The organism is Streptomyces sp. S.PNR 29, from assembly GCF_030386795.1.
Lineage (GTDB): Bacteria > Actinomycetota > Actinomycetes > Streptomycetales > Streptomycetaceae > Streptomyces.
In genome coordinates this window covers 491,528-512,873 of the sequence record NZ_JANUQM010000002.1, presented here as the reverse complement: position 1 = coordinate 512,873, position 21,346 = coordinate 491,528, and the positions used below count along the sequence as shown (strand labels likewise).

17 protein-coding genes are annotated in these 21,346 nt (G+C 71.4%); 4 read left to right on the top strand and 13 right to left on the bottom strand.

Annotation, left to right across the window (positions count from 1 at the left end; genetic code table 11):
* Nucleotides 1–269: 269 nt before the first annotated feature.
* The 10 genes from ftsQ to rsmH all read right to left on the bottom strand — a co-directional run bounded on the left by ftsQ (nucleotide 270) and on the right by rsmH (nucleotide 12,761).
* On the bottom strand, nucleotides 270–1,064 hold the full coding sequence (gene ftsQ / locus NW895_RS06985) for a cell division protein FtsQ (protein ID WP_289934439.1): 795 nt from the start codon (nucleotides 1,062–1,064) through the stop codon (nucleotides 270–272).
* Nucleotides 1,065–1,099: 35 nt separating this feature from the next.
* Nucleotides 1,100–2,197: an undecaprenyldiphospho-muramoylpentapeptide beta-N-acetylglucosaminyltransferase gene (gene murG / locus NW895_RS06980; RefSeq protein ID WP_289934438.1), complete on the bottom strand. Its 1,098-nt coding sequence runs from the start codon at nucleotides 2,195–2,197 to the stop codon at nucleotides 1,100–1,102.
* Between the two features lie 6 nt (nucleotides 2,198–2,203).
* Nucleotides 2,204–3,568, bottom strand: coding sequence for a putative lipid II flippase FtsW (gene ftsW / locus NW895_RS06975; RefSeq protein ID WP_289934437.1), 1,365 nt, complete (start codon nucleotides 3,566–3,568; stop codon nucleotides 2,204–2,206).
* A gap of 166 nt (nucleotides 3,569–3,734) precedes the next feature.
* Entirely contained in the window at nucleotides 3,735–5,162 is a 1,428-nt protein-coding gene (murD, locus tag NW895_RS06970; protein ID WP_289934436.1) for a UDP-N-acetylmuramoyl-L-alanine--D-glutamate ligase, read from the bottom strand.
* The gene (gene mraY / locus NW895_RS06965) at nucleotides 5,144–6,214 is read right to left on the bottom strand and encodes a phospho-N-acetylmuramoyl-pentapeptide-transferase (RefSeq protein ID WP_289934816.1); all 1,071 of its coding nucleotides are present in this window, start codon (nucleotides 6,212–6,214) and stop codon (nucleotides 5,144–5,146) included. The genes murD and mraY overlap by 19 nt, the downstream gene beginning before the upstream one ends.
* Complete coding sequence (gene murF / locus NW895_RS06960) at nucleotides 6,214–7,629, bottom strand: UDP-N-acetylmuramoyl-tripeptide--D-alanyl-D-alanine ligase (protein WP_289934435.1); 1,416 nt, start codon at nucleotides 7,627–7,629, stop codon at nucleotides 6,214–6,216. The genes mraY and murF overlap by 1 nt, the downstream gene beginning before the upstream one ends.
* Nucleotides 7,630–7,657: 28 nt before the next feature.
* On the bottom strand, nucleotides 7,658–9,178 hold the full coding sequence (locus tag NW895_RS06955; protein WP_289934434.1) for a UDP-N-acetylmuramoyl-L-alanyl-D-glutamate--2,6-diaminopimelate ligase: 1,521 nt from the start codon (nucleotides 9,176–9,178) through the stop codon (nucleotides 7,658–7,660).
* A 163-nt stretch (nucleotides 9,179–9,341) separates the two neighbouring features.
* On the bottom strand, nucleotides 9,342–11,309 hold the full coding sequence (locus NW895_RS06950) for a penicillin-binding protein 2 (RefSeq protein ID WP_289934433.1): 1,968 nt from the start codon (nucleotides 11,307–11,309) through the stop codon (nucleotides 9,342–9,344).
* Entirely contained in the window at nucleotides 11,306–11,773 is a 468-nt protein-coding gene (locus NW895_RS06945) for a septum formation initiator family protein (protein ID WP_289934432.1), read from the bottom strand. Before NW895_RS06945 ends, NW895_RS06950 begins: the two co-directional genes overlap by 4 nt.
* A gap of 31 nt (nucleotides 11,774–11,804) precedes the next feature.
* Complete coding sequence (gene rsmH / locus NW895_RS06940; RefSeq protein ID WP_289934431.1) at nucleotides 11,805–12,761, bottom strand: 16S rRNA (cytosine(1402)-N(4))-methyltransferase RsmH; 957 nt, start codon at nucleotides 12,759–12,761, stop codon at nucleotides 11,805–11,807.
* A gap of 432 nt (nucleotides 12,762–13,193) precedes the next feature.
* Between rsmH and NW895_RS06935 the strand changes: the two genes are divergently transcribed.
* The 4 genes from NW895_RS06935 to NW895_RS06920 all read left to right on the top strand — a co-directional run bounded on the left by NW895_RS06935 (nucleotide 13,194) and on the right by NW895_RS06920 (nucleotide 18,793).
* The gene (locus tag NW895_RS06935; RefSeq protein ID WP_289934430.1) at nucleotides 13,194–13,739 is read left to right on the top strand and encodes a carbonic anhydrase; all 546 of its coding nucleotides are present in this window, start codon (nucleotides 13,194–13,196) and stop codon (nucleotides 13,737–13,739) included.
* A 262-nt stretch (nucleotides 13,740–14,001) separates the two neighbouring features.
* Nucleotides 14,002–15,042 carry a MoxR family ATPase gene (locus tag NW895_RS06930; protein ID WP_289934429.1) on the top strand — a complete coding sequence of 347 codons (1,041 nt, stop codon included), beginning with the start codon at nucleotides 14,002–14,004 and terminating at the stop codon, nucleotides 15,040–15,042.
* Entirely contained in the window at nucleotides 15,042–16,406 is a 1,365-nt protein-coding gene (locus tag NW895_RS06925) for a DUF58 domain-containing protein (protein ID WP_289934428.1), read from the top strand. The genes NW895_RS06930 and NW895_RS06925 overlap by 1 nt, the downstream gene beginning before the upstream one ends.
* Nucleotides 16,403–18,793, top strand: coding sequence for a DUF3488 and transglutaminase-like domain-containing protein (locus NW895_RS06920; protein WP_289934427.1), 2,391 nt, complete (start codon nucleotides 16,403–16,405; stop codon nucleotides 18,791–18,793). The genes NW895_RS06925 and NW895_RS06920 overlap by 4 nt, the downstream gene beginning before the upstream one ends.
* Nucleotides 18,794–19,066: 273 nt before the next feature.
* On the opposite strand, the gene NW895_RS06915 is transcribed toward NW895_RS06920, so the two are convergent.
* The 3 genes from NW895_RS06915 to NW895_RS06905 all read right to left on the bottom strand — a co-directional run bounded on the left by NW895_RS06915 (nucleotide 19,067) and on the right by NW895_RS06905 (nucleotide 21,228).
* Entirely contained in the window at nucleotides 19,067–19,456 is a 390-nt protein-coding gene (locus NW895_RS06915) for a DUF3040 domain-containing protein (protein WP_289934426.1), read from the bottom strand.
* 277 nt (nucleotides 19,457–19,733) lie between these two features.
* Nucleotides 19,734–20,504 (bottom strand): methyltransferase, encoded by a 771-nt coding sequence (locus NW895_RS06910; RefSeq protein WP_289934425.1) that lies wholly within the window; start codon nucleotides 20,502–20,504, stop codon nucleotides 19,734–19,736.
* Between the two features lie 160 nt (nucleotides 20,505–20,664).
* On the bottom strand, nucleotides 20,665–21,228 hold the full coding sequence (locus NW895_RS06905) for an SAV_6107 family HEPN domain-containing protein (RefSeq protein ID WP_289934424.1): 564 nt from the start codon (nucleotides 21,226–21,228) through the stop codon (nucleotides 20,665–20,667).
* Nucleotides 21,229–21,346 lie beyond the last annotated feature (118 nt).

Genomic DNA, 21,346 nt, shown 5'->3' with positions numbered 1-21,346 from the left:
TCTCGCCTCGAGTTACGTGTCGCCGCCTCGCGGCCTTGCCGCGATCCGACGACTGATGCCGAATGGGACGGTCCGTTTCGCCGACCCGAACCCTAACGTTGAAGTTTAGGGTTACCAGTGTGTCTGTTCCCTGGAGTCTTCTGAACAGGACACTAAGTCGACAAGTGGCGCACGTTCAACGAACACGCCGAACCTCCCGTTTTTCTTTTCACCCTATGTGATCAGCCGTAGCGCTGCCCAACCAGGGTGCTGGCCTGCGCTGATGTGCGTCAACTCCCCGCTGACGCGGGGGCCGTGGGAACGCTGACGTCGAAGTGCCGCGCACCCTGCGCGGCTTTCATCAGCGCGGTCAGCGCGCGGGCCTTCTGTCCGCTCTTCTCGCTGCTCCCCCACACCACGGTCCGGCCACCGCTCAACTCCAGCGAGATGTCGTCGTAGGAACGGACCTTGACGACCCGTGTGTCACGCGCGACCGCGTCCGGAATCCGCCCGGCGACCCGCACCGCCTCGCGCACCAGCCGGCCTTCGCCGAAGCGCCGCAGGCTGGCGGCGGCCGAACCGGACCGAGACGTCGTCAACTCAAGTACCGGCACGCCCTTCGGGGCTCGGGAAACCGTAGCGAAACGGACGCCCTCGTCGTCCACTTCCACGAACTTTCCGCCCTTTTGGACAATCAGAACCGGAGTCCGCTCGGTCACTTTCAGCCCGATTCCATGAGGCCAGGAACGGACCACGTCAACCGCGTCAATTCGGGGCAATTTCCGGCGCAGTCGTGCCTCGATCCCCTCGGTGTCGACGGAAATCAGCGGCTCTCCGAGGGGCACGTCGGCGGCCTCGCGCACCTGAGCGGGCGTCAGGACGCGAGTGCCGGAGACGGTCACGCGTTCCGCACGCAGCCAGTTCGAGCCGTAGAACAGCCAGAGCGTCGGGATGCCGAGGAAGACGAGGGCGAGGGCCAGGATGACGATCACACGAAGGCGCCTCACCCGCAGCCGCCGTACGGGCGGCGGGCCGGACGACTCCTGCTGGCGTTCACCGCGCTCGGCGGTGGTCGGTCCGGCCACGCTCCCTGCCTTCCGCCTACCTGGAAATTCGGTTCCTACCGGTGTGCACGGTGGGCGGCGATCGCCTCGTACACCATGCCGACGAGCAGGTCGTCGGCGTCCCGGCGGCCGAACTCACCGGCGGCGCGGGACATCTCGTACAACCGGTGCGGGTCGGCGAGCACGGGCAGGACGTTCTGCTGCACCCACTCGGGGGTGAGGTCCGCGTCGTCGACCAGCAGGCCGCCGCCGGCCTTGACCACCGGCTGGGCGTTGAGCCGCTGTTCGCCGTTGCCGATGGGCAGCGGGACGTAGGCGGCCGGGAGTCCGACGGCGGAGAGTTCGGCGACGGTCATCGCGCCCGCGCGGCAGAGCATCATGTCCGCCGCGGCGTACGCGAGGTCCATCCGGTCCAGGTAACTTACCGGGATGTACGGGGGCATTCCCGGCATCTGGTGCACCTGCGGCAGTTCGTTCTTCGGACCGACCGCGTGCAGGATCTGGATCCCGGCCTGCTGGAGCCAGGGGGCGACCTGCTGGACCACCTCGTTGAGGCGGCGGGCACCCTGCGAGCCGCCGGAGACCAGCAGGGTGGGCAGGTTGGGGTCGAGGCCGAACAGGGCGCGGGCCTCGGGGCGCACGGCGGCCCGGTCGAGGGTGGCGATGGAGCGGCGCAGCGGGATGCCGATGTAGCGGGCGCCACGCAGCTTGCTGTCCGGCGTGGAGACGGCGACCTGGCTGGCGTACCGCGAGCCGATCTTGTTGGCCAGTCCGGGGCGGGCGTTGGCCTCGTGGATGACGATCGGGACGCCGAGCCGCTTGGCCGCGAGGTAGCCGGGCAGGGCGACGTAGCCGCCGAAGCCGACCACCACGTCCGCCCTGGTGCGCTCCAGGATCTGCTCGGTCGCCTTGATCGTGCCGCGCAGCCGGCCCGGGACGGTGATCAGCTCGGGGGTGGGCTTGCGCGGCAGCGGCACCGCGGGGATCAGCGCGAGCTCGTAGCCGCGCTCGGGCACGAGCCGGGTCTCCAGTCCGCGTTCCGTACCCAGGGCCGTGATTCCCACCGACGGGTCCTGCCTGCGCAGGGCGTCCGCGAGGGCGAGCGCGGGCTCGATGTGGCCGGCGGTCCCTCCACCGGCGAGGACGACATGCACCGAAATTCACCGCTCTCCGGACGTGCGCGCCGCCGAGGCGCGCCGTCGCATCGTGTTCCATCTCCGGGGACTGCGATTGGACGCAGAACCCCCAGCCCCCCGCTTTCTACCAAAGCGAGGTTGCCGCATCGCAAGCGCCGCCCGCGCAGCGGGCTCGTCACGCGCGAAGGCGATCAGCAGCCCGATGGCGAACATGGTCGGCAGCAGGGCGGACCCTCCGTAGGAGAACAGCGGGAGGGGGACTCCGGCGATCGGCAGCAGACCGAGCACCGCACCGATGTTGATCACGGCCTGGGCCGTGATCCAGGTGGTCACGCCTCCCGCGGCATACCTCACGAAGGGGTCCTCCGTGCGTCCGGCCACGCGGATACCCGCATAGCCTAGAGCCGCGAAGAGGGCCAGCACCGACAGCGTCCCCGCCAGGCCCAGTTCCTCACCGGTGACGGCGAAGATGAAGTCGGTGTGGGCTTCGGGGAGTTGGCCCCATTTTTCCACACTCGCACCGAGGCCCGACCCGAACAGTCCGCCGGAGGCGAGCGCGTAGATCCCGTGCACGGCCTGCCAGCAGTCGACCGGTCCCGACTGGGGTTCGGTGGCGCCGAGGCACTGCAGGCGGGCCATGCGGTTCGGACTGGTCTTGATCAGGATCAGTCCGAGCAGGGCGGCGATCGACAGCACCCCGGCGAACAGCCGCGTGGGCGCTCCCGCCAGCCACAGCAGGCCGAACAGGATCGCCGTCAGGATGATCGCCGTCCCCATGTCGCCGCCGAGCATGATCAGCCCGAGCAGCATGAAGGCGACGGGCACGAGCGGCACCAGCATGTGCTTCCACTGGGTCAGCAGCTTCTTGTCCTGCTTGCGGGCGAGCAGGTCGGCACCCCACAGCACGAGGGCGAGCTTGCCGAACTCACTGGGCTGGATCTGGAAGGAGCCGCCGAGGGAGATCCAGTTCTGGTTGCCGTTGACCGCCACCCCTATCCCCGGAATCTGCACCAGGGCCATCAGGAAGACGGCGCCGGCGAGGATCGGGTAGGCCAGCGCCCGGTGCAGTTTCACCGGCATGCGGGAGGCCAGGAAGAGCAGCCCGGCGCCGATCACGGCCGCCAGGAACTGCTTGCGGAAGAAGTACGACCCCGGCAGCGACAGCTGCAGCGCCGTGATCTGGGAGGCCGAGTAGACCATCACCAGGCCGAGCACGGTGATCAGCAGGGAGCCACCGAAGATCAGGTAGTAGGCGGTCAGCGGCCGGTCCCAGGCTTTCCGTGCGCGCGTGTACAGCCCGAGGACCGGGTTCTCGCGCGGGGCCACGGAGGGGGCGGGGCGCTTGGGGGCACGCGGGATTGGGGGGCGGCCGGTGCGGCTGCTGGGCATCGCTCCGCTCACCCCGCCAGGCCGTGGGAGTACGTCCCGCCGGAGGTCCCCACCGGCGGCGGGCCCTGCCGTACGGCTGCGGAAAGCCACCCACGACCCCCCAGGCACATCCGTGTCACGCGTCCCTCCCAGGTTCGCCCGGCACCGCCAGGCAGGCAGACCCGGGTCAGCCGTCCACGGAGCCGAGCTCACGAACGGCGTCCGCGAAAGCTTCCCCGCGCTTGTTGTAGTTGGCGAACATGTCCATGGAGGCGCACGCCGGAGCCAGCAGCACCGTGTCGCCGGCCTGAGCGAGCCTTCGCGCCTCCTGAACCGCCGCACGCATCGCCCCAGTGTCGGTCCGGTCGAGGTCGACGACGGGTACCTCGGGGGCGTGTCGCGAGAGGGCTTCGCGGATCAGGGCGCGGTCGGCGCCGAGGAGGACGACGCCGCGAAGCCGCTTCGCCGCTCCCGCGACGAGCTCGTCGAAGGTGGCACCCTTCGCGAGACCGCCGGCGATCCACACGATCGACTCGTAGGCCGCCAAGGACGCTTCCGCGGCGTGGGTGTTGGTGGCCTTGGAGTCGTCGATGTACGTCACCCCGCCCACGTCGGCGACGTGCGCGATGCGGTGGGCGTCCGGCCTGAAGGCCCTCAGGCCGTCCCGTACGGCCCTGGCGGGCACCCCGAAGGCGCGGGCGAGGGCGGCCGCGGCAAGGGCGTTGGCGATGTTGTGCGGAGCCGGCGGGTTGACGTCGGAGACCTCGGCGAGTTCCTGCGCGTTCTTCTGCCGGTTCTCGACGAAGGCGCGGTCGACCAGGAGGCCCTCCACGACGCCGAGTTGCGAGGGTGCCGGGGTGCCGAGGGTGAAGCCGATGGCCCGGCAGCCCTCCTCGACGTCGGCCTCGCGCACCAGGTCCTCGGTGGCCTTGTCGGCGACGTTGTAGACGCAGGCGACCCGATTGCCCTCGTAGATACGGCCCTTGTCGGCGGCGTAGGCCTCCATGGAGCCGTGCCAGTCGAGGTGGTCGGGGGCGAGGTTCAGCACCGCGGCCGAGTGGGCGCGCAGGGAGGGCGCCCAGTGGAGCTGGTAGCTGGACAGCTCCACGGCGAGGACGTCGTACTGCTCCTCGCCGAGCACCGCGTCCAGCAGGGAGACGCCGATGTTGCCGACGGCCGCCGTGCGCAGGCCCGCCGCCTTGAGGATGGAGGCGAGCATCTGGACGGTCGTGGTCTTGCCGTTGGTGCCGGTGACGGCCAGCCAGGGCGGCGCGTCCGGGCCGCGCAGCCGCCAGGCCAGCTCGACGTCGCCCCAGACGGGCACACCGGCTGTGTGAGCCGCCGCGAACAACGGCTTGTCCGGCTTCCAGCCGGGCGCGGTGACGATCAGCTCGGTGCCCTCGGGCAGGGTGTCGCCGTCGCCCAGGCGCACGGTGACCCCGAGGGCCTCCAGTTCCGCGGCCTGCGCCCGCGCCCGCTCGTCGTCGCCGTCGTTGACGACGGTGACCCGCGCGCCGAGGCCGTGCAGCACCTTGGCCGCCGGGACGCCGGAGACGCCGAGTCCGGCGACGGTGACGTGCTTGCCCTGCCAGTTGGTCACTTGTCCGCTGCCCATCCCGCATAGAAGAGGCCCAGTCCGACAATCACACAAATGCCCTGGATGATCCAGAAGCGGACCACCACAAGGACCTCGGACCAGCCCTTGAGTTCGAAGTGGTGCTGGAGTGGCGCCATCCGGAACACGCGTTTCCCGGTCAGGCGGAAGGAGCCGACCTGGATCACCACGGACATGGTGATCAGCACGAACAGGCCGCCGAGGATGGCGAGCAGCAGCTCGGTGCGGGAGCAGATCGCGAGGCCCGCGAGCACACCGCCCAGCGCGAGCGAACCGGTGTCGCCCATGAAGATCTTGGCCGGTGAGGTGTTCCACCACAGGAAGCCGAGGCAGGCGCCCATCAGCGCGGAGGACACCACGGCGAGGTCGAGCGGGTCACGCACCTCGTAGCAGGCGTTGGGGTTGGTCAGGGTGCCCGCGTTGGCGCAGGACTCCTGGAACTGCCAGACGCCGATGAAGGTGTAGGCGCCGAAGACGAGCACGGAGGCGCCGGTGGCCAGACCGTCCAGACCGTCGGTCAGGTTCACACCGTTCGACATCGCGAGGATCATGAACAGCGCCCAGACCACGAACAGCACCGGGCCGATCGTCCAGCCGAAGTCGGTGATGAACGACAGCTTCGTGGAGGCCGGGGTGTTACCGCGGGCGTCGGCGAACTGCAGCGAGAGCACCGCGAAGGCGATGCCGCCGATCAGCTGGCCGGCCATCTTCGCCTTGGCCCGCAGGCCCAGCGAACGCCGCTTGACGATCTTGATGTAGTCGTCGAGGAAGCCGACCAGGCCCATGCCGAACATCAGGCCGAGCACGAGCAGACCCGAGTAGGTCGGCGGGTAGCCGGTGATCAGCTTCGACAGGAAGTACGCGGCGATCGTCGCCAGGATGAAGGCGATACCGCCCATGGTCGGGGTACCGCGCTTGCTGGCGTGCTCCCGCGGGCCGTCGTCGCGGATGTACTGGCCGTAGCCCTTGCGGGCCAGCAGCTTGATCAGCAGCGGAGTGCCGATCAGGGTCAGGAAAAGGCCAATGACACCTGCGAACAGGATCTGCTTCATCATCGGGCGGCAACCTCACCCTCGGCACCGGTCTCGAGCAGCGCCTGCGCCACGCTCTCCAGACCGACCGATCGGGACGCCTTCACGAGCACGACGTCCCCTGGGCGCAACTCGCTGCGCAACAGGTCGACCGCCGCCTGTGCGTCGGACACGTGCACCGACTCCTCACCCCACGAACCCTCGTTATATGCGCCCAGTTGCAGCCAGGCGGCTTCCCTGCCCCCGACCGCGACGAGCTTGCTGACGTTGAGCCGGACGGCGAGCCGTCCGACCGCGTCGTGCTCGGCGAGCGCCTCGTCCCCGAGCTCGGCCATCTTGCCGAGCACCGCCCACGTCCTGCGCCCCTTGCCCATGGCCACGAGGGCGCGCAGGGCGGCCCGCATGGACTCGGGGTTCGCGTTGTAGGCGTCGTTGACGACCGTCACGCCGTCCGGGCGCTCGGTGACCTCCATCCGCCAGCGGGAGAGGGAGCCCGCCTCGGAGAGCGCCACGGCGATCTCGTCTGCGGACATGCCCAGCTCGTGGGCGACGGCGGCCGCGGCGAGCGCGTTCGACACGTGGTGCTCACCGTACAGGCGCATGGTCACATCGCTTGCACCGGAGGGTGTGTGAAGCCTGAAGGAGGGCTGTCCGTTGTCCGTGAGTCGCACGTTCTCGGCGCGTACGTCCGCTTCGCCGGACTCTCCGAAAAGGATCACCTTCGCCTTCGTACGGGAGGCCATGGCGCGTACGTAAGGGTCGTCCGCGTTGAGGATCGCGGTCCCGCCCTCGTCCGACGACGGCAGGGCCTCCACGAGTTCGCCCTTGGCCTGCGCGATCTGCTCGCGCCCGCCGAACTCGCCGATGTGGGCGGAGCCTACGTTGAGCACGAGGCCGATCTTCGGGGGCGTCAGTTCGGTGAGGTAGCGGATGTGGCCGATGCCGCGGGCGCCCATCTCCAGCACCAGGAACCGGGTTTCGTCGGTGGCGCTGAGAGCGGTGAGCGGCAGCCCGATCTCGTTGTTGAGCGAACCCGGCGTGAACACCGTCGGCGCCTTGCGCTGGAGCACCTGCGCGATGAGGTCCTTGGTGCTGGTCTTGCCCGCCGAGCCGGTGAGGGCCACGAGGGTGGCGCCGAGGCGCCGTACGACATGCCGGGCGAGGGCGCCGAGGGCCGCCTGGACGTCGTCCACGACGATCGCGGGCGCGCCGACCGGGCGTGTGCCGAGCACGGCCACCGCACCCGCCTCCACGACCGCCTGCGCGAAGTCGTGGCCGTCCACGCGCTCGCCGACGAAGGCGACGAAGAGGCTGCCGGGCTCCACCTCACGGGAGTCCCGGACGACCGGTCCGGTGACCTGGACCGACGGATCCGGTATGTCGTGCGTCTGCCCGCCGACGACTTCTGCGATCTCGGCGAGAGAGAGGGCGATCACAAGTTCATCCCCTGGGTCTTCTGGATTTTCATCCCTGGGTGTTCTGGATAGCTTCGCGAAGCACCTGGCGGTCGTCGAAGGGACGGACCACCCCGGCGATGTCCTGGCCCTGCTCGTGGCCCTTGCCCGCGACCAGCACGGTGTCGCCGGGCTGCGCACGGGCGACGGCGGCGGCGATGGCGGCGGCCCGGTCCTCGAAGACCTGGACCTCGCCGCGCTCGTGGGCGGGCACGGACGCCGCGCCCTGGAGCATGGTGGCGAGGATCGCGAGGGGGTCCTCGGAGCGGGGGTTGTCGGAGGTCAGTACGGCGGTGTCGGCGAGCCGGGCCGCGGCGGCGCCCATCGGGCCCCGCTTGGTCGTGTCGCGGTCGCCGCCGCAGCCGAGCACGACGTGCAGCCTGCCCTCGGTGACCTTGCGGAGCGCCTTGAGGACCGACTCGACCGCGTCCGTCTTGTGGGCGTAGTCGACCACCGCGAGGTACGGCTGCCCGGCGTCCACGCGCTCCAGCCGTCCCGGCACGCCCGGTACGGCGGCGATGCCGTCGGCGGCGGCCTGCGGGTCGAGGCCGGCGACGGCGAGGCCGACGATGGCGGCGAGGGTGTTCGCCACGTTGAAGGGGCCCGGCAGCGGCGACTTGGCGTCGATCCGCTCGCCCTTGGGGCCGAGCACGGTGAAGGTCGAGTCCAGCTGGCCCACCCGGACCTCCTCGGCGCGCCAGTCGGCGTCCGGGTGGCCCTCGGCGGAGTACGTGACCACCGGCACGGTGGCTTCCTTGGCGAGCCGGCGACCGTACTCGTCGTCGACGTTGACCACGCCGAGCCGGCTCCGTTTCGGCGTGAACAGCTGTGCCTTGGCCTGGAAGTAGTCCTCCATGTCGGAGTGGAACTCCATGTGTTCCGGGCTGAGGTTGCTGAAGACGGCCACGTCGAAGACGCAGCCGTCGACGCGGCCGAGGACGAGGGCGTGGCTGGAGACCTCCATCGCGACCGCCTCGACGCCGCGCTCCCGCATGACGGCGAACAGGGCCTGGAGGTCGGTCGCTTCGGGGGTGGTGCGCTCGGACTTGATCCGCTCGTCGCCGATGCGCATCTCCACCGTCCCGATCAGGCCGGTGGAACGCACCGTCTTGAGACCGCCCTCGACGAGGTAGGCGGTGGTGGTCTTGCCGGAGGTGCCGGTGATGCCGATCTGGAGCAGGTCGCGGCCCGGGTGGCCGTAGATCGTGGCGGCCAGCTCGCCCATCCGCGCGCGCGGGTCGTCCACCACCAGGACCGGCAGGCCCGTCGCGGCGGCACGCTCGGCGCCCGTCGGGTCGGTCAGTACGGCGGCGGCGCCGAGGCCGGCGGCCTGGGCGACGAAGTCCGCGCCATGGAGGCGGGCACCGGGCAGGGCGGCGTACAGGTCGCCGGGGCGGACGGCACGAGAGTCATGGGTGATGCCCCTGACCTCGGCGGTGCTCTCCGGCGCGGTGGCACCCAGCTGATCGGCGAGCTCCGCGAGGGGTGTGGCGGAGACCTGCACCGGCCTGGGCGGCCCCGGATATGTCACGGGATGGCCCTTCTGGGTGGTTTGGGACTGATCAGCGTGTCGCACGGCGGTGAGCGTACCGGGCGCACCCGCTTCCGGGCGAAGTGAGGGGCGGGGCTCGCGCTGGTTCCCGGAATCGGGGGTGATCGTTGTCACGGGTGGTTCCTGGTGGCTCGGTGGCTGATCAGGGCTTGAAGGTGACCGGAAGCCTGGCGGCCTTCGCTCCGGTCGGGGGAACCTGGAGGGTCTTCAGGGCGAACTCCATGACCTGCTTGTAGACCGGTCCGCAGATCTGGCCGCCGAAGTAGCTGCCCTCGGTCGCGTTCTGGATGGCGCAGTACACCGTGAGGCGGGGCTTGTCGGCGGGCGCGAACCCGGCGAACGACGAGGTGTAACCGCGGTACTTGCCGGTGGCCGGATCCACGCGGTTGGCCGTGCCCGTCTTGCCCGCGACCCGGTAGCCCGGGATGCGCGCCTTGGTGCCGGTGCCCTCCTCGTCGTCCACGACGGACTCCAGCATCTGGGCGAGGGTCTTCGCCGTCTTCGCACTGATGACCCTGGTCTTCTTGGGCTTCTTGGTGGGCGTGAAGCGTCCGTCGGCTCCCTTGGTGCCGCGGACGAGCGTCGGTTCGACGCGTACGCCGCCGTTGGCGATGGTCGAGTAGACGGACGCCGCCTGCATCGCGTTGATGGACACACCCTGGCCGAAAGGGATCGTGTACTGCTGCGAGGTCGACCACTTGCCGGGCGGCGCGAGGATGCCCTTGGTCTCGCCCGGGAAACCGAGTCCGGTGTAGCTGCCGAGGCCGAACTTGCGCAGGTACGAGTAGAGGGCCTGGTTGGCCTGCTTCTGGTTCTTGCCGAGCTGGCCGGTGGCGAGGATGGTGCCGATGTTGCTGGACTTGGCGAGCACGCCGTTGAGCGTGAGGTACCAGGTCGGGTGGTCGACGTCGTCCTTGAAGAGCCGGTCGCCGCGGTGCAGCCGGTTGGGCACGACGACGTGCGTCAGCGGCGTGGCGACGTCCTCCTCCAGCACGGCGGCCATCGACATCACCTTGGCGGTGGAGCCGGGCTCGAAGGCGTCCTGGACGGCCGCGTTGCCGAGCGCCTCGGGCTTCGCGTCCGACAGGTCGTTGGGGTCGAATCCGGGCGAGTTGGCCATGGCGAGGATCTGACCGGTCCGGGTGTCCTGGACGATCACATAGCCGCGGTCCGCCTTCGACTTCTTCACCTGCTCGCTGATCGCGTTCTGCGCGGCCCACTGGATGTCACGGTCGATGGTCAGCTCGACGTCGCTGCCGGGCACGGCGGGCTTCTCGGTGGAGCCCACGGTCGGGACCTGACGGCCACCGGACTGGGCGTAGCGGATCTCACCGTCCTCGCCCGCCAGCACGCTGTTCAGCTGCTGCTCGATGCCGCCGCCGCCCTTGCCGGTGGCGTTGACCCAGCCCAGTATCCCGGCGGCGAGGTCGCCGTTCGGGTACACGCGCTTGCTGCTGGGGTCGGCGAAGACGCCCGCGAGGACGTTGGCGGTGGACTTGTCCGTCTCCGATTTCTTGGCGAGCGCGCTCTTCAGGTCCTTGATCTGGTTCCAGACCTGCGGGGTCTGGCTGCGGGCGAGCCGGACGTAGCGCAGTTCCTTGTTCGCCGGCCGCAGCTTCTTCACCAGCTCGTCCTGGCTCTCGCCGAGGATCGGCCCGAGCAGCGCCGCGGCCTGCTCGGGCCCGTCGCCGACCTTCAGCTGCTCGCGGGTGAACATCGTGGGGTCGGCCGTGATGTCGTAGGCGTCCACGCTGCTGGCGAGCGCCACGCCGTTGCGGTCGGTGATCCGGCCGCGCTCGGCGGCCAGGGTGTGGACGACGTACCGGTTCTGCTCGGCCTTGGCGGCGTACGTGCTCGCGTCGATGGCCTGCACCTGGAGCAGCCGTACCACGAAGGCGACCAGCACCAGGGTCAGCGCGAGGCCGACCAGGCGCAGGCGGGGGCGGGGGCTGCCCAGCCGGATGTGGCGGGGTGCCGCCTGGCGGGGCGGGCCCGGGCGGCGGGCCGGGCGGGCGCCGGGGCCGGGCCGCCGCCCGCTGCCGGGGCGGGCGGGCCTGGCGGGTCCGGGCACGCGGCGGCGCGGCGGTTCCCTGTCGGACACTTCCGTCACCTGCCGGGGGTCGGGGTCGTGGCGGGGATGCTGGTGGACGTCGCGCGGGGACGGGACGCGGTGAGTGCCTCCGGGGCGAGGACGAGCGGGACGCGGGCGACGGAGGCAGGGCTCGGGACGCCCCTGACGGTGCCGTCCGGGTTCAGGAAGGCGGGGTCCCCCCCGGGCACCATGCCGAGCTCGCGGGCGCGCCGCTGCAGGGCCTCCGGGGCGGAGTAGGCGTCGACGTCCCGCTGGAGGGCCTGTTCCTCGTCGGTGAGGTTCTTCGTCTCCTGTTGCAGGTCGTCGAGTTTGAAGGCCCCTTCGCTCAGGGCCGAGTTCAGTACGAGGAGCCCGATGAGGCCGCCGCCGAGGAGGAGGACGACGAGGAGGACGAACGGGGTACGGGCCGCCTGGCCCCGGCCCGTGGGGAAGAGCTGGGCCAGCCGGGCCGCCCTCCCCTTCAGTTCGGGCTTCCTGCTCACGCACCCTCCCCTTCACGGACCTCGCTCGACGTCACTCGACGTCCTCCCTGATGCGCTGGGCCCCGCGCAGCCGCGCCGGTGCCGCCCGCCGGTTCTCGGCGATCTCCTCCTCGGTGGGAAGTTCGGCACCGCGCGTGAGCAGCTTGAGCCGGGGCTCGTAGCGCTCGGGGACGACCGGCAGTCCGGGGGGTGCGGTGCTGGCGGCGCCCGCCGCGAAGACCTGCTTGACCAGCCGGTCCTCCAGGGAGTGGTACGACAGCACGGCGATCCGCCCGCCCACGCCGAGCGCCTTCACGGCGGCCGGGATCGCCCGCTCCAGGACGGAGAGCTCGCCGTTGACCTCGATGCGCAGGGCCTGGAAGGTGCGCTTGGCCGGGTTGCCGCCGGTGCGCTTGGCGGCCTGCGGCAGCGCGTCGCGGATCAGCTCCACGAGCCGGGCGCTGTTGCTGAACGGCTCCTTCTCGCGCTCGCGCACGATCGCGGCCACGATCCGCTTGGCCTGCTTCTCCTCGCCGTAGGCGCGCAGGATCCGGACGAGCTCGCCCGCCGGGTAGGTGTTGAGGACCTCCGCGGCGCTGATGCCGGTCGTCTGGTCCATGCGCATGTCGAGCGGGGCGTCCTGGGCGTAGGCGAAGCCGCGGTCGGCCTCGTCGAGCTGCATGGAGGAGACGCCGAGGTCGAACAGGACGCCCTGCACGCGCGCGATGCGCAGCCGTTGCAGTACCTCGGGCAGCTCGTCGTACACGGCGTGCACCAGCGTGGCGCGCTCGCCGTACGGGGCGAGCCGCTCGCCGGACAGGCGCAGCGCCTCCTTGTCGCGGTCGAGGCCGATGAGCCGGACCTCGGGGAACCGGCCGAGCAGCGCCTCGCTGTGCCCGCCGAGGCCGAGGGTGCAGTCGACGACCACGGCGTCCGGCCGCTCCAGGGCGGGCGCCAGCAGGTCCAGGCACCGCTGGAGCATCACCGGGACGTGTCGACTCTGGCTCAAGGGGCCCTCTCAGGTCCGGCGCGACGTCACGCACCACCGGGTCCCCGCCCGCCTGGGAAGCAGGAGGCCTGCCGGCGCCGGAAGCGTCAGCCGACCGGGAGCGGGAGGAGGCCGAGCCGTACGTACGCGCCGCGCACGCGGGGAGATCTCCGGAACGTCGCCCAGGTCTCCGGGGGAATGCAGTACAGCAGGGAGAGCCGAGCCTCCCGCTTCGCGTCACTTTAGTCCACGGCGTCTCCCGGTCAATCAACCGGCCTGCGCGTCGCGGCCCCGGGGCGCCCGGGGCGGCGCTTCCCTGAGAACCACTCGCAAGGATGAGCCCTGGACCAGCTCACACCATCCCTGTGGGTTAGTTCACAACAACGCTGGATGGTGTTCTTTGTCCCCTCTCACAGCGCGCCCGGACAGCGCGTGACCAGTACCGTCATGGCTATGACGACTTCTGCATCGGTTCCCACCGGCCCCGAGGCCGCCATAGGAGGCGGCACCGTCACCGACCGTCTCGTCGACGCCAACGCACGGTACGCCGCCGCGTTCACCGATCCCGGCATGGACGCCCGCCCCGTGCTGCGTGTCGCCGTCGTGGCCTGCATGGACGCCCGTCTGGACCTGCATGCCGCACTCGGCCTGGAGCTCGGCGACTGTCACACCATCCGTAACGCGGGCGGCGTCGTCACCGACGACGTGATCCGCTCCCTCACCATCAGCCAGCGCAAGCTGGGGACGCGCAGCATCGTCCTGATCCACCACACCGGCTGCGGCCTGGAGTCCCTCACCGAGGACTTCCGCACCGAGCTGGAACTGGAGGTCGGCCAGCGCCCGGCGTGGGCGGTGGAGTCCTTCCAGGACGTCGATCAGGACGTGCGGCAGTCCATGCAGCGCGTGCGCACCTCCCCGTTCCTGTTGCACACCGACGACGTGCGCGGATTCGTGTTCGACGTGAAGACGGGCCTGCTGCGCGAGGTCGCCCCCGCCTGACCTGGCTTCCCACCCTGAGCACATCCCGCCGCCGGGACGTATGAACGTCCGTAAGACCCGACATGTCACGGCCAGTTGTCCACAGGCGAGTGACACGAATCGGTAACGGCAGCAAGAATGCGGGGTGTGGTGTCACGCGGAACCATTCCCGCGTGGTGCCCGTGTTTCGGGGTGGGCCGGTCCGCAGCTTCTGAGCATCGGTCCAGGAAATTGGGGTATCCCCTGTTCTTTGAGAGCGTGGGGAAGGGCCGAGGAGGGCCGGGTGACGACCTATGACGATCGAGCGAGCCTCACTGATCTGACCGCCGTGGTCGAGCGCGTGCGGGGTTCGGTGGAAGGCGTGATCGAGGGCAAGCCCGAGGTCGTACGGCTCTCGCTGACCGTGCTGCTCGCCGAGGGACACCTGCTGATCGAGGACGTTCCCGGAGTCGGCAAGACCATGCTGGCCAAGGCGCTGGCCAGATCCATCGACTGTTCGGTGCGGCGCATCCAGTTCACGCCCGACCTGCTGCCGTCCGACATCACCGGCGTGTCCATCTGGGACCAGCAGCGCCGGGACTTCGAGTTCAAGCCGGGCGCCATCTTCGCGCAGGTGGTGATCGGCGACGAGATCAACCGCTCCTCGCCGAAGACCCAGTCCGCGCTGCTGGAGTCGATGGAGGAGCGGCAGGTCACCATCGACGGCAAGAGCTACGAGCTGCCCAGCCCCTTCATGGTGGTGGCGACGCAGAACCCGGTGGAGATGGAGGGCACCTACCCGCTGCCGGAGGCCCAGCGCGACCGCTTCATGGCCCGCGTCTCCATCGGCTACCCGAGCCCGGAGGCCGAGCTGGAGATGCTCGACATCCACGGCGGGGTGAACCCGCTGGAGGACCTGCAGCCGGTGGCGCACGCGCACGAGATCGTGAAGCTGGTCGAGGCCGTCCGCGGCGTCCACGTCGCCGAAACGGTCCGGCGCTACGCCGTGGACCTGGTCGCCGCCACGCGCACCCACCCGGACCTGAGACTCGGTGCCTCCCCGCGCGCCACATTGCACCTGCTGCGCGCGGCGAAGGCGGCCGCCGCCCTGAACGGCCGGGAGTACGCGCTGCCGGACGACGTGCAGGCCCTCGCCGTGGCCGTGCTCGCCCACCGCCTGCTGCCCACCGCCCAGGCCCAGCTGAACCGCCGTACGGCGGAGCAGGTCGTCCAGGAGATCCTGCAGCGCACCCCGGTCCCGGCGGCGCCCCAGCAGCAGAGCGGCCTCGGCGGCCTGGGCCGCGGGACGCCCGCGTACCCGCAGCAGCCGCCGCGGAGCCTGTGATGAGCACCGCGGGGACCGGTCAGGCGGAGAGCGACCGGGGCGACAGGAGTGGCATCCGCACCGCCCTGACCGGTCTGACCACCCGCGGACGCTCCTTCCTGGCCGCCGGCGTGGCGGCCGCCGTCTGCGCCTACGTCCTCGGCCAGAGCGACCTGCTCCGCGTCGGCCTGCTGCTGACGGTACTGCCGCTGGTGTGCGCGACCGTGCTGTACCGCACCCGCTACCGGGTCGCGGGCAGCCGCCGGCTCTCCCCCGCGCGCGTGCCGGCCGGCGGCGAGGCCCGGGTCCATCTGCGGATCGAGAACGTCTCACGCCTGCCCACCGGCCTGCTGATGCTCCAGGACCGGGTGCCGTACGTGCTCGGCCCGCGTCCCCGTTTCGTGCTGGACCGGGTCGAGGCGGGCGGGCGCCGCGAGGTGTCCTACCGGGTGCGCTCCGACCTGCGCGGCCGCTATCCGCTGGGACCGCTGCAGTTGCGTCTGACCGACCCGTTCGGCATGTGCGAGCTGACCCGGTCCTTCTCGACGTACGACACCCTGACGGTGATCCCGCGGGTGCAGGCGCTGCCGCCGGTGCGGCTGAGCGGTGAGGCGAAGGGGTACGGCGACGGGCGGCAGCGCTCGCTGGCGCTGGCCGGCGAGGACGACGTGATCCCGCGCGGGTACCGCTACGGCGACGACCTGCGCCGCGTGCACTGGCGCTCCACCGCGCGCTACGGCGAGCTGATGGTGCGCCGCGAGGAGCAGCCGCAGCGCGCCCGCTGCACGGTGCTCCTCGACACCCGGGGCATCGCCTTCGAGGGCGCGGGCCCCGACTCGGCCTTCGAGTGGGCGGTGTCGGGCGCGGCCTCCGTGCTGGTGCACATGCTCGAACGGGGCTTCTCGGTACGGCTGCTCACGGACACCGGCAGCTCGGTGCCCGGCGAGGGCGCGGACGGGTTCTCGGGCGCCAGCCAGGAGACGGCGGACGCGGCCGGGCTGATGATGGACACCCTCGCGGTGATCGACCACTCCGACGGCGCGGGCCTGTCCCGGGCCTACGACGTGCTGCGCGGCGGGAGCGAGGGACTGCTGGTGGCCTTCCTCGGCGACCTCGACGAGGAGCAGGCCACGGTGGCCGCCCGGATGCGGCAGCGCAGCGGGGCCGCGGTCGCCTTCCTGCTGGACAGCGACACGTGGCTGCGGGAACCCACCGATGCCCCCGGCGCGTTGGTGGGGGACGGGGAGCGGCTGCGGATGCTGCGCGAGGCGGGCTGGACTGCCGTGAGCGTGCCGCGCGGGGCCTCCTTGGAGGACGTGTGGCGCCAGGCGGACCGGGAGCGCACCGGTGTCGCCGCGGCGAGCAGTGGGGAGGGTGCGTCATGAGCGGGCGGGCACGACTGGCGCTGTGCGCCTGGGCGGCCACGCTGATGTCGGCCTGTGCGCTGCTGCCCCTGGTCGACCCGGCCACCTGGATCCTGCAGGCGGCCTTCCTGCTGGCGGTGCAGTCCGGTGTCGGCATGGCGGCCCGGCGGGTGCCGCTGCCCCGGCCGCTGACCGTGGTCGCGCAGGCCCTGGTCACGCTGGTGCTGCTGACCCTGACCTTCGCCCGCGAGCAGGCCTTCGCCGGGCTGATACCGGGGCCGGACGCGCTGAGCCACTTCGCCGACCTGCTGCGGCAGGGCGCGGACGACATCGCGCGGTACGCGATCCCGGCGCCGCTGTCGTCCGGGGGCATACGCCTGATGCTGGTCGGCGGCGTCCTGGTGATCGGGCTGCTGGTGGACACGCTCGCGGTGACCTTCCGCAGCGCCGCCCCGGCCGGGTTGCCGCTGCTCGCGCTGTACTCGGTGGCCGCGGGGCTGTCCGACGGCGGCGCCGACTGGCTGTGGTTCCTGGTCGCGGCGGCCGGCTATCTGACGCTGCTGCTGGCCGAGGGGCGGGACCGGCTCTCCCAGTGGGGCCGGGTGTTCGGCGGGGCGCCACGCGGCCCGAGCGGTGAGCCGACCGGTGCGGTGGCCCCGGTCCGCACCGGGCGGCGCATCGGCGTGGTCGCCCTGGGCATAGCCCTGGTGGTGCCGCTGGCGCTGCCCTCGATGAACGGCGGTCTGCTGGACGGCGCCGGGACCGGCGTGGGCGCCGGCACGGGGGGCGGCGGCACGATCTCCGCAGTGAACCCGCTGGTGTCACTGCGCGACAGTCTGAACGTGGACGAGGACCGCCAGGTCCTGTCCCTCAGGACCGAGACCAACGACCTCTCGGACCTGTACCTGCGGATCGTGTCCCTGGACGATTTCGACGGCACCACCTGGAAGCCGTCCAAGCGGAGCATCACCTCGGTGCCGGACGGGCGGTTCCCGACACCGATGGGCCTCGGCCCGGACGTCAAGCGCACGGAGATCGACACCACGGTCTCGGCCGCGAGCTGGTACGCCCAGGACTGGCTGCCGATGCCGTACCCGCCGAGCGGCGTGACGATCAGCGGCAACTGGCGCTACGAACCCGTGGGCATGACCCTGGTCGGCGACCACGGCCAGAACACGCGCGGTCTGACGTACCAGGTGAAGAGCCTCGACATACAGCCGACGGCGCAGCAGCTGGCCACGGCGGCGCCGCCGCCGGCGGCCCTGAAGCGCGAGTACACCAAGCTGCCGGACTCACTGCCGGCGGTGGTGGCCCGCACGGCCCGCCAGGTGACCGCGGGCGCGACGAACCCCTACGACCAGGCGGTCAAGCTCCAGGACTACTTCGCCGTGACGGGCGGCTTCGAGTACGACACGCAGGTGCAGGTCGGCAGCGGCTCCCAGGCGATCGCCCGCTTCCTGAAGGACAAGCAGGGCTTCTGCGTGCACTTCTCGTTCGCGATGGCGGCGATGGCCCGGTCCCTGGGCATACCCGCCCGGGTCGCGGTCGGCTTCGCACCGGGCTCCCCGCAGGCTGACGGCTCGGTGTCGGTGGGGCTGCGGGACGCGCACGCCTGGCCGGAGCTGTACTTCGAGGGCGCGGGCTGGACCCGCTTCGAGCCGACCCCGACCCGCGGCTCGATCCCGTCGTACACCCTGACGGAAACGCCCGGCAGCTCACTGCCGGACGCGTCCCGCCCGACCGAGGAGACCTCCCAGGCACCGTCCACGGCGCCCTCGGCGAGCGAGAGCTGCACGGTGGAGCAGAAGAAGCTGGACGGTTGCGCGAGCGAGTCCCCGCAGGCGGCGCTGCCCACGGACGACGACGGCCCGAAGTGGTACGTGATCCTGGCCTGGGTGCTGGGCGGGCTCGCCGCGCTGGCGCTCCCGCTGGCGCCCATGCTGTGGCGGCTGCGCATGCGGACGGTACGGCTGGGGGCGCACGGCCGCGGCGAGGCGGACGCGGTGCCGCACACCCTCGCGGTCTGGCAGGAGCTGACCGACACGGCGTGGGACTTCGGGATCGCGCCGGACGAGTCGCAGACGCCACGCAAGGCGGCGGCACGGATCGTCCGGCTCGGCAATCTCGATCCGGCCGCCGCGGCTTCGGTGCACCGTGTGGCGGACGCGGTGGAGCAGGTCCTCTACGCGCCGCGGCCACGCCCGACGGCGGGTCTCGCGGACGATGTCCACCGGGTGACCGCCGCGCTACGCACGACAGCGAGCCGCGGCACGAGACTGCGCGCGCAGTTCGCCCCGCGTTCGACCGTACGCGCGGCGTGGGCGGTATCGGCCTGGTGGACCAGCCTCACAGACCGCGCCCTGGCCGCACGACCGACTCTGCGCAAGCCATCCCGTCAACAGGGCTGAGAGCCGCCTGGAAGCTGGGCCGGGCCGTACGACGGGCAGCATCCTGCTAGGGGATCCGGGGGGGGGAGGTCCGCTGCCGCGGGCCCGTATGCACGCCGTCGGGGGTGTGAAACGGAGTCGCCGGGGCTCGCGGCGCCGCTCCCCCCGGGCGTCGCCGTGCGGGACCTCCGGGAATGTGTCCGGGCATGTGTGAGGGGGTGACCGCCTGCAGGTGCAGGGTGGTCACCCCCTCATACATGTCTTCATTTGTCCTGGTGAGCTGCGCTCGCCGAGCTAATGGCCCTGTTCGTCGCGCCGCCGCTGCCAGCGCTCCTCGATACGGTCCATCATGGAGCGCCGCTGCCGTCCCTGACGGCGGGCGTGCGGGGCGCCGGAGGGCTGTTCGCCCGGCTTGGGAGCCTTGCGCCAGCCGGTGACGGCGAGAACCGCGCAGCCCAGCATGACAAGGAAGCCCACCACGCTGAGCCAGACCTGTTTGGCGACCATACCGGCCATGAGGAGCGCAATACCTACGAGGAAGCCCGCGACCGCCTGGTAGACCCGCCGCCGGGTGTACGTACGCAGCCCGCTTCCCTCAAGCGCCGACGCGAACTTGGGATCTTCGGCGTACAGCGCTCGCTCCATCTGCTCGAGCATGCGCTGCTCGTGCTCCGAGAGCGGCACGGAGTCCTCCTCATCGTGCAGTCGCCGGGGCGACCCGGGGGGTCCCTTCAGGATAGGCAGGGAATCGCCCCCGTGAAACCCGCCCCTCTACGCCAATTGGCCAACCGGAATCCGCCATGCTCGCACCGGCTCGCTGAGACTTCCATTCCCCAGCCGCCGACCCGTCATGCCGGGTGGTCTACCTCGATCATACGGCGCCATGCCCCCGTTCGGGGGGCCTGTGGCGTACTCCATCTGCGGCCCCGGCGCTGATCAGCGGCGCGACACACAAGGCGACTCAGGCCTCGGCAGCCCTTTCTGTCTCACCGAGCACATGAAGCTGCGTGGCCACGGACTGGAAGGCCGGAAGCTCGGCCGCGGCCTCCTCCAGCTTCAGCAGTGCCTCCAGCGCTCCCGGCTCGGTGTCCACGAGCACACCCGGGACGAGGTCGGCGAAGACCCGGACTCCGTGCACGGCGCCGACCCTCAGGCCGGCCGCCTCGACCAGTCCGGTCAGCTGCTCGGCGGTGAAGCGGCGTGGCATGGGATCACCCTCGCCCCAGCGTCCGTTCGGGTCGTCGAGGGCCTGCTTGGCCTCCTTGAAGTGACCGGCGAGGGCCCGTGCGAGCACGGCGCCGCCGAGGCCGGCGGCGAGCAGGCTGAGGACGCCCTCGGGGCGCAGTGCGGCCACCGCGTTGCGGACGCCCTCGGCCGGGTCGTCCACGTACTCCAGGACGCCATGGCACAGCACGACGTCATAGCCGCCGCGCTCGACCACGTCGAAGAGGCCGTGGGCGTCCCCCTGGACGCCCTGCACGCGGTCGGCGACGCCGGCCTCGGCCGTGCGGCGCTCAAGGGCGAACAGCGCGTTGGGGCTGGGGTCGACGACGGTGACGCGGTGCCCGAGGCGGGCTGCGGGCACCGCGAAGTTGCCGCTGCCGCCTCCGGTGTCGAGGACGTCCAGCGCCTGTCGCCCGGTGGCCTTGACCCGGCGCTCCAAGGCGTCCTGGAGGACCTCCCAGACCACAGCGGTACGGAGGGCGGCGCGGGGGCGGGCAGGGTCCGACACGGCTGTTGACTCCTCGGCACGGCACCGCCTGTTGCACGGCGGAGCGAACGGGGCGCCTCCCCCGGCCCGGGGTGCGGGGTGGGGAAGACTTCAGGCGCCCTCCACCCTATTGCCTCCGGCGCCGCACCTGGTCACTGCGGTGCCGCCCCCTCGGTGCCGCTCAGCCCGCGTCCGGCATCTCGCGGTCCGGGTCCGGCCCCTCCGGCCGGTCCGTGTCCGGGCGTGGCTGGGGGAGGACCGGCTGGAGGACCAGCATCCGCTCCACGATGCGCAGGAACATCGACACGTCCCGTATCAGGTCGTCGGCGTCCCGGCTGCCGGCCGCGCCCTGGATGCCCGCCTCGGCCCGGGCGCGGCGCCGGGCGCCCGCGGCGAACAGCGCGCTCCACTCGGAGAGCTCGGGCGCGATCTCGGGTAGCACTTCCCAGGCGCTCCTGATGCGGGCCCGGGCCCGGGGCGTGGTCTCCGGGCGCCCTCGCGCGGCGAGCACGGCGGCGGCGGTACGCAGGGCGGCGAGGTGGGCCGTCGCGTAGCGCTCGTTGGGTGTGTCCAGCACCGCGGCCTCGTCCAGTCCGGCGCGGGCCTGGGCGAGGAGGTCGAGGGCGGCGGGCGGGGCCGTGGCCCGGCGGAGCACGGGGTGTACGTCGCTCGCCGGGCCGGTCAGTGAGGGTGCAGGGCCGGTGGCGCGGCGCCGGCGGGCGGCTGCTGCGGACGAGTTGGCCATGACGATCCTCCTGTCGTCTCTGTGACGGCACGGGTGCCGTATGTGCCCATCGTGAGGTATGGCACTGACAATCCGTCCTGACCTGGGCTTTTGCTTCGATCGAAGGTTCGGAGTAGTT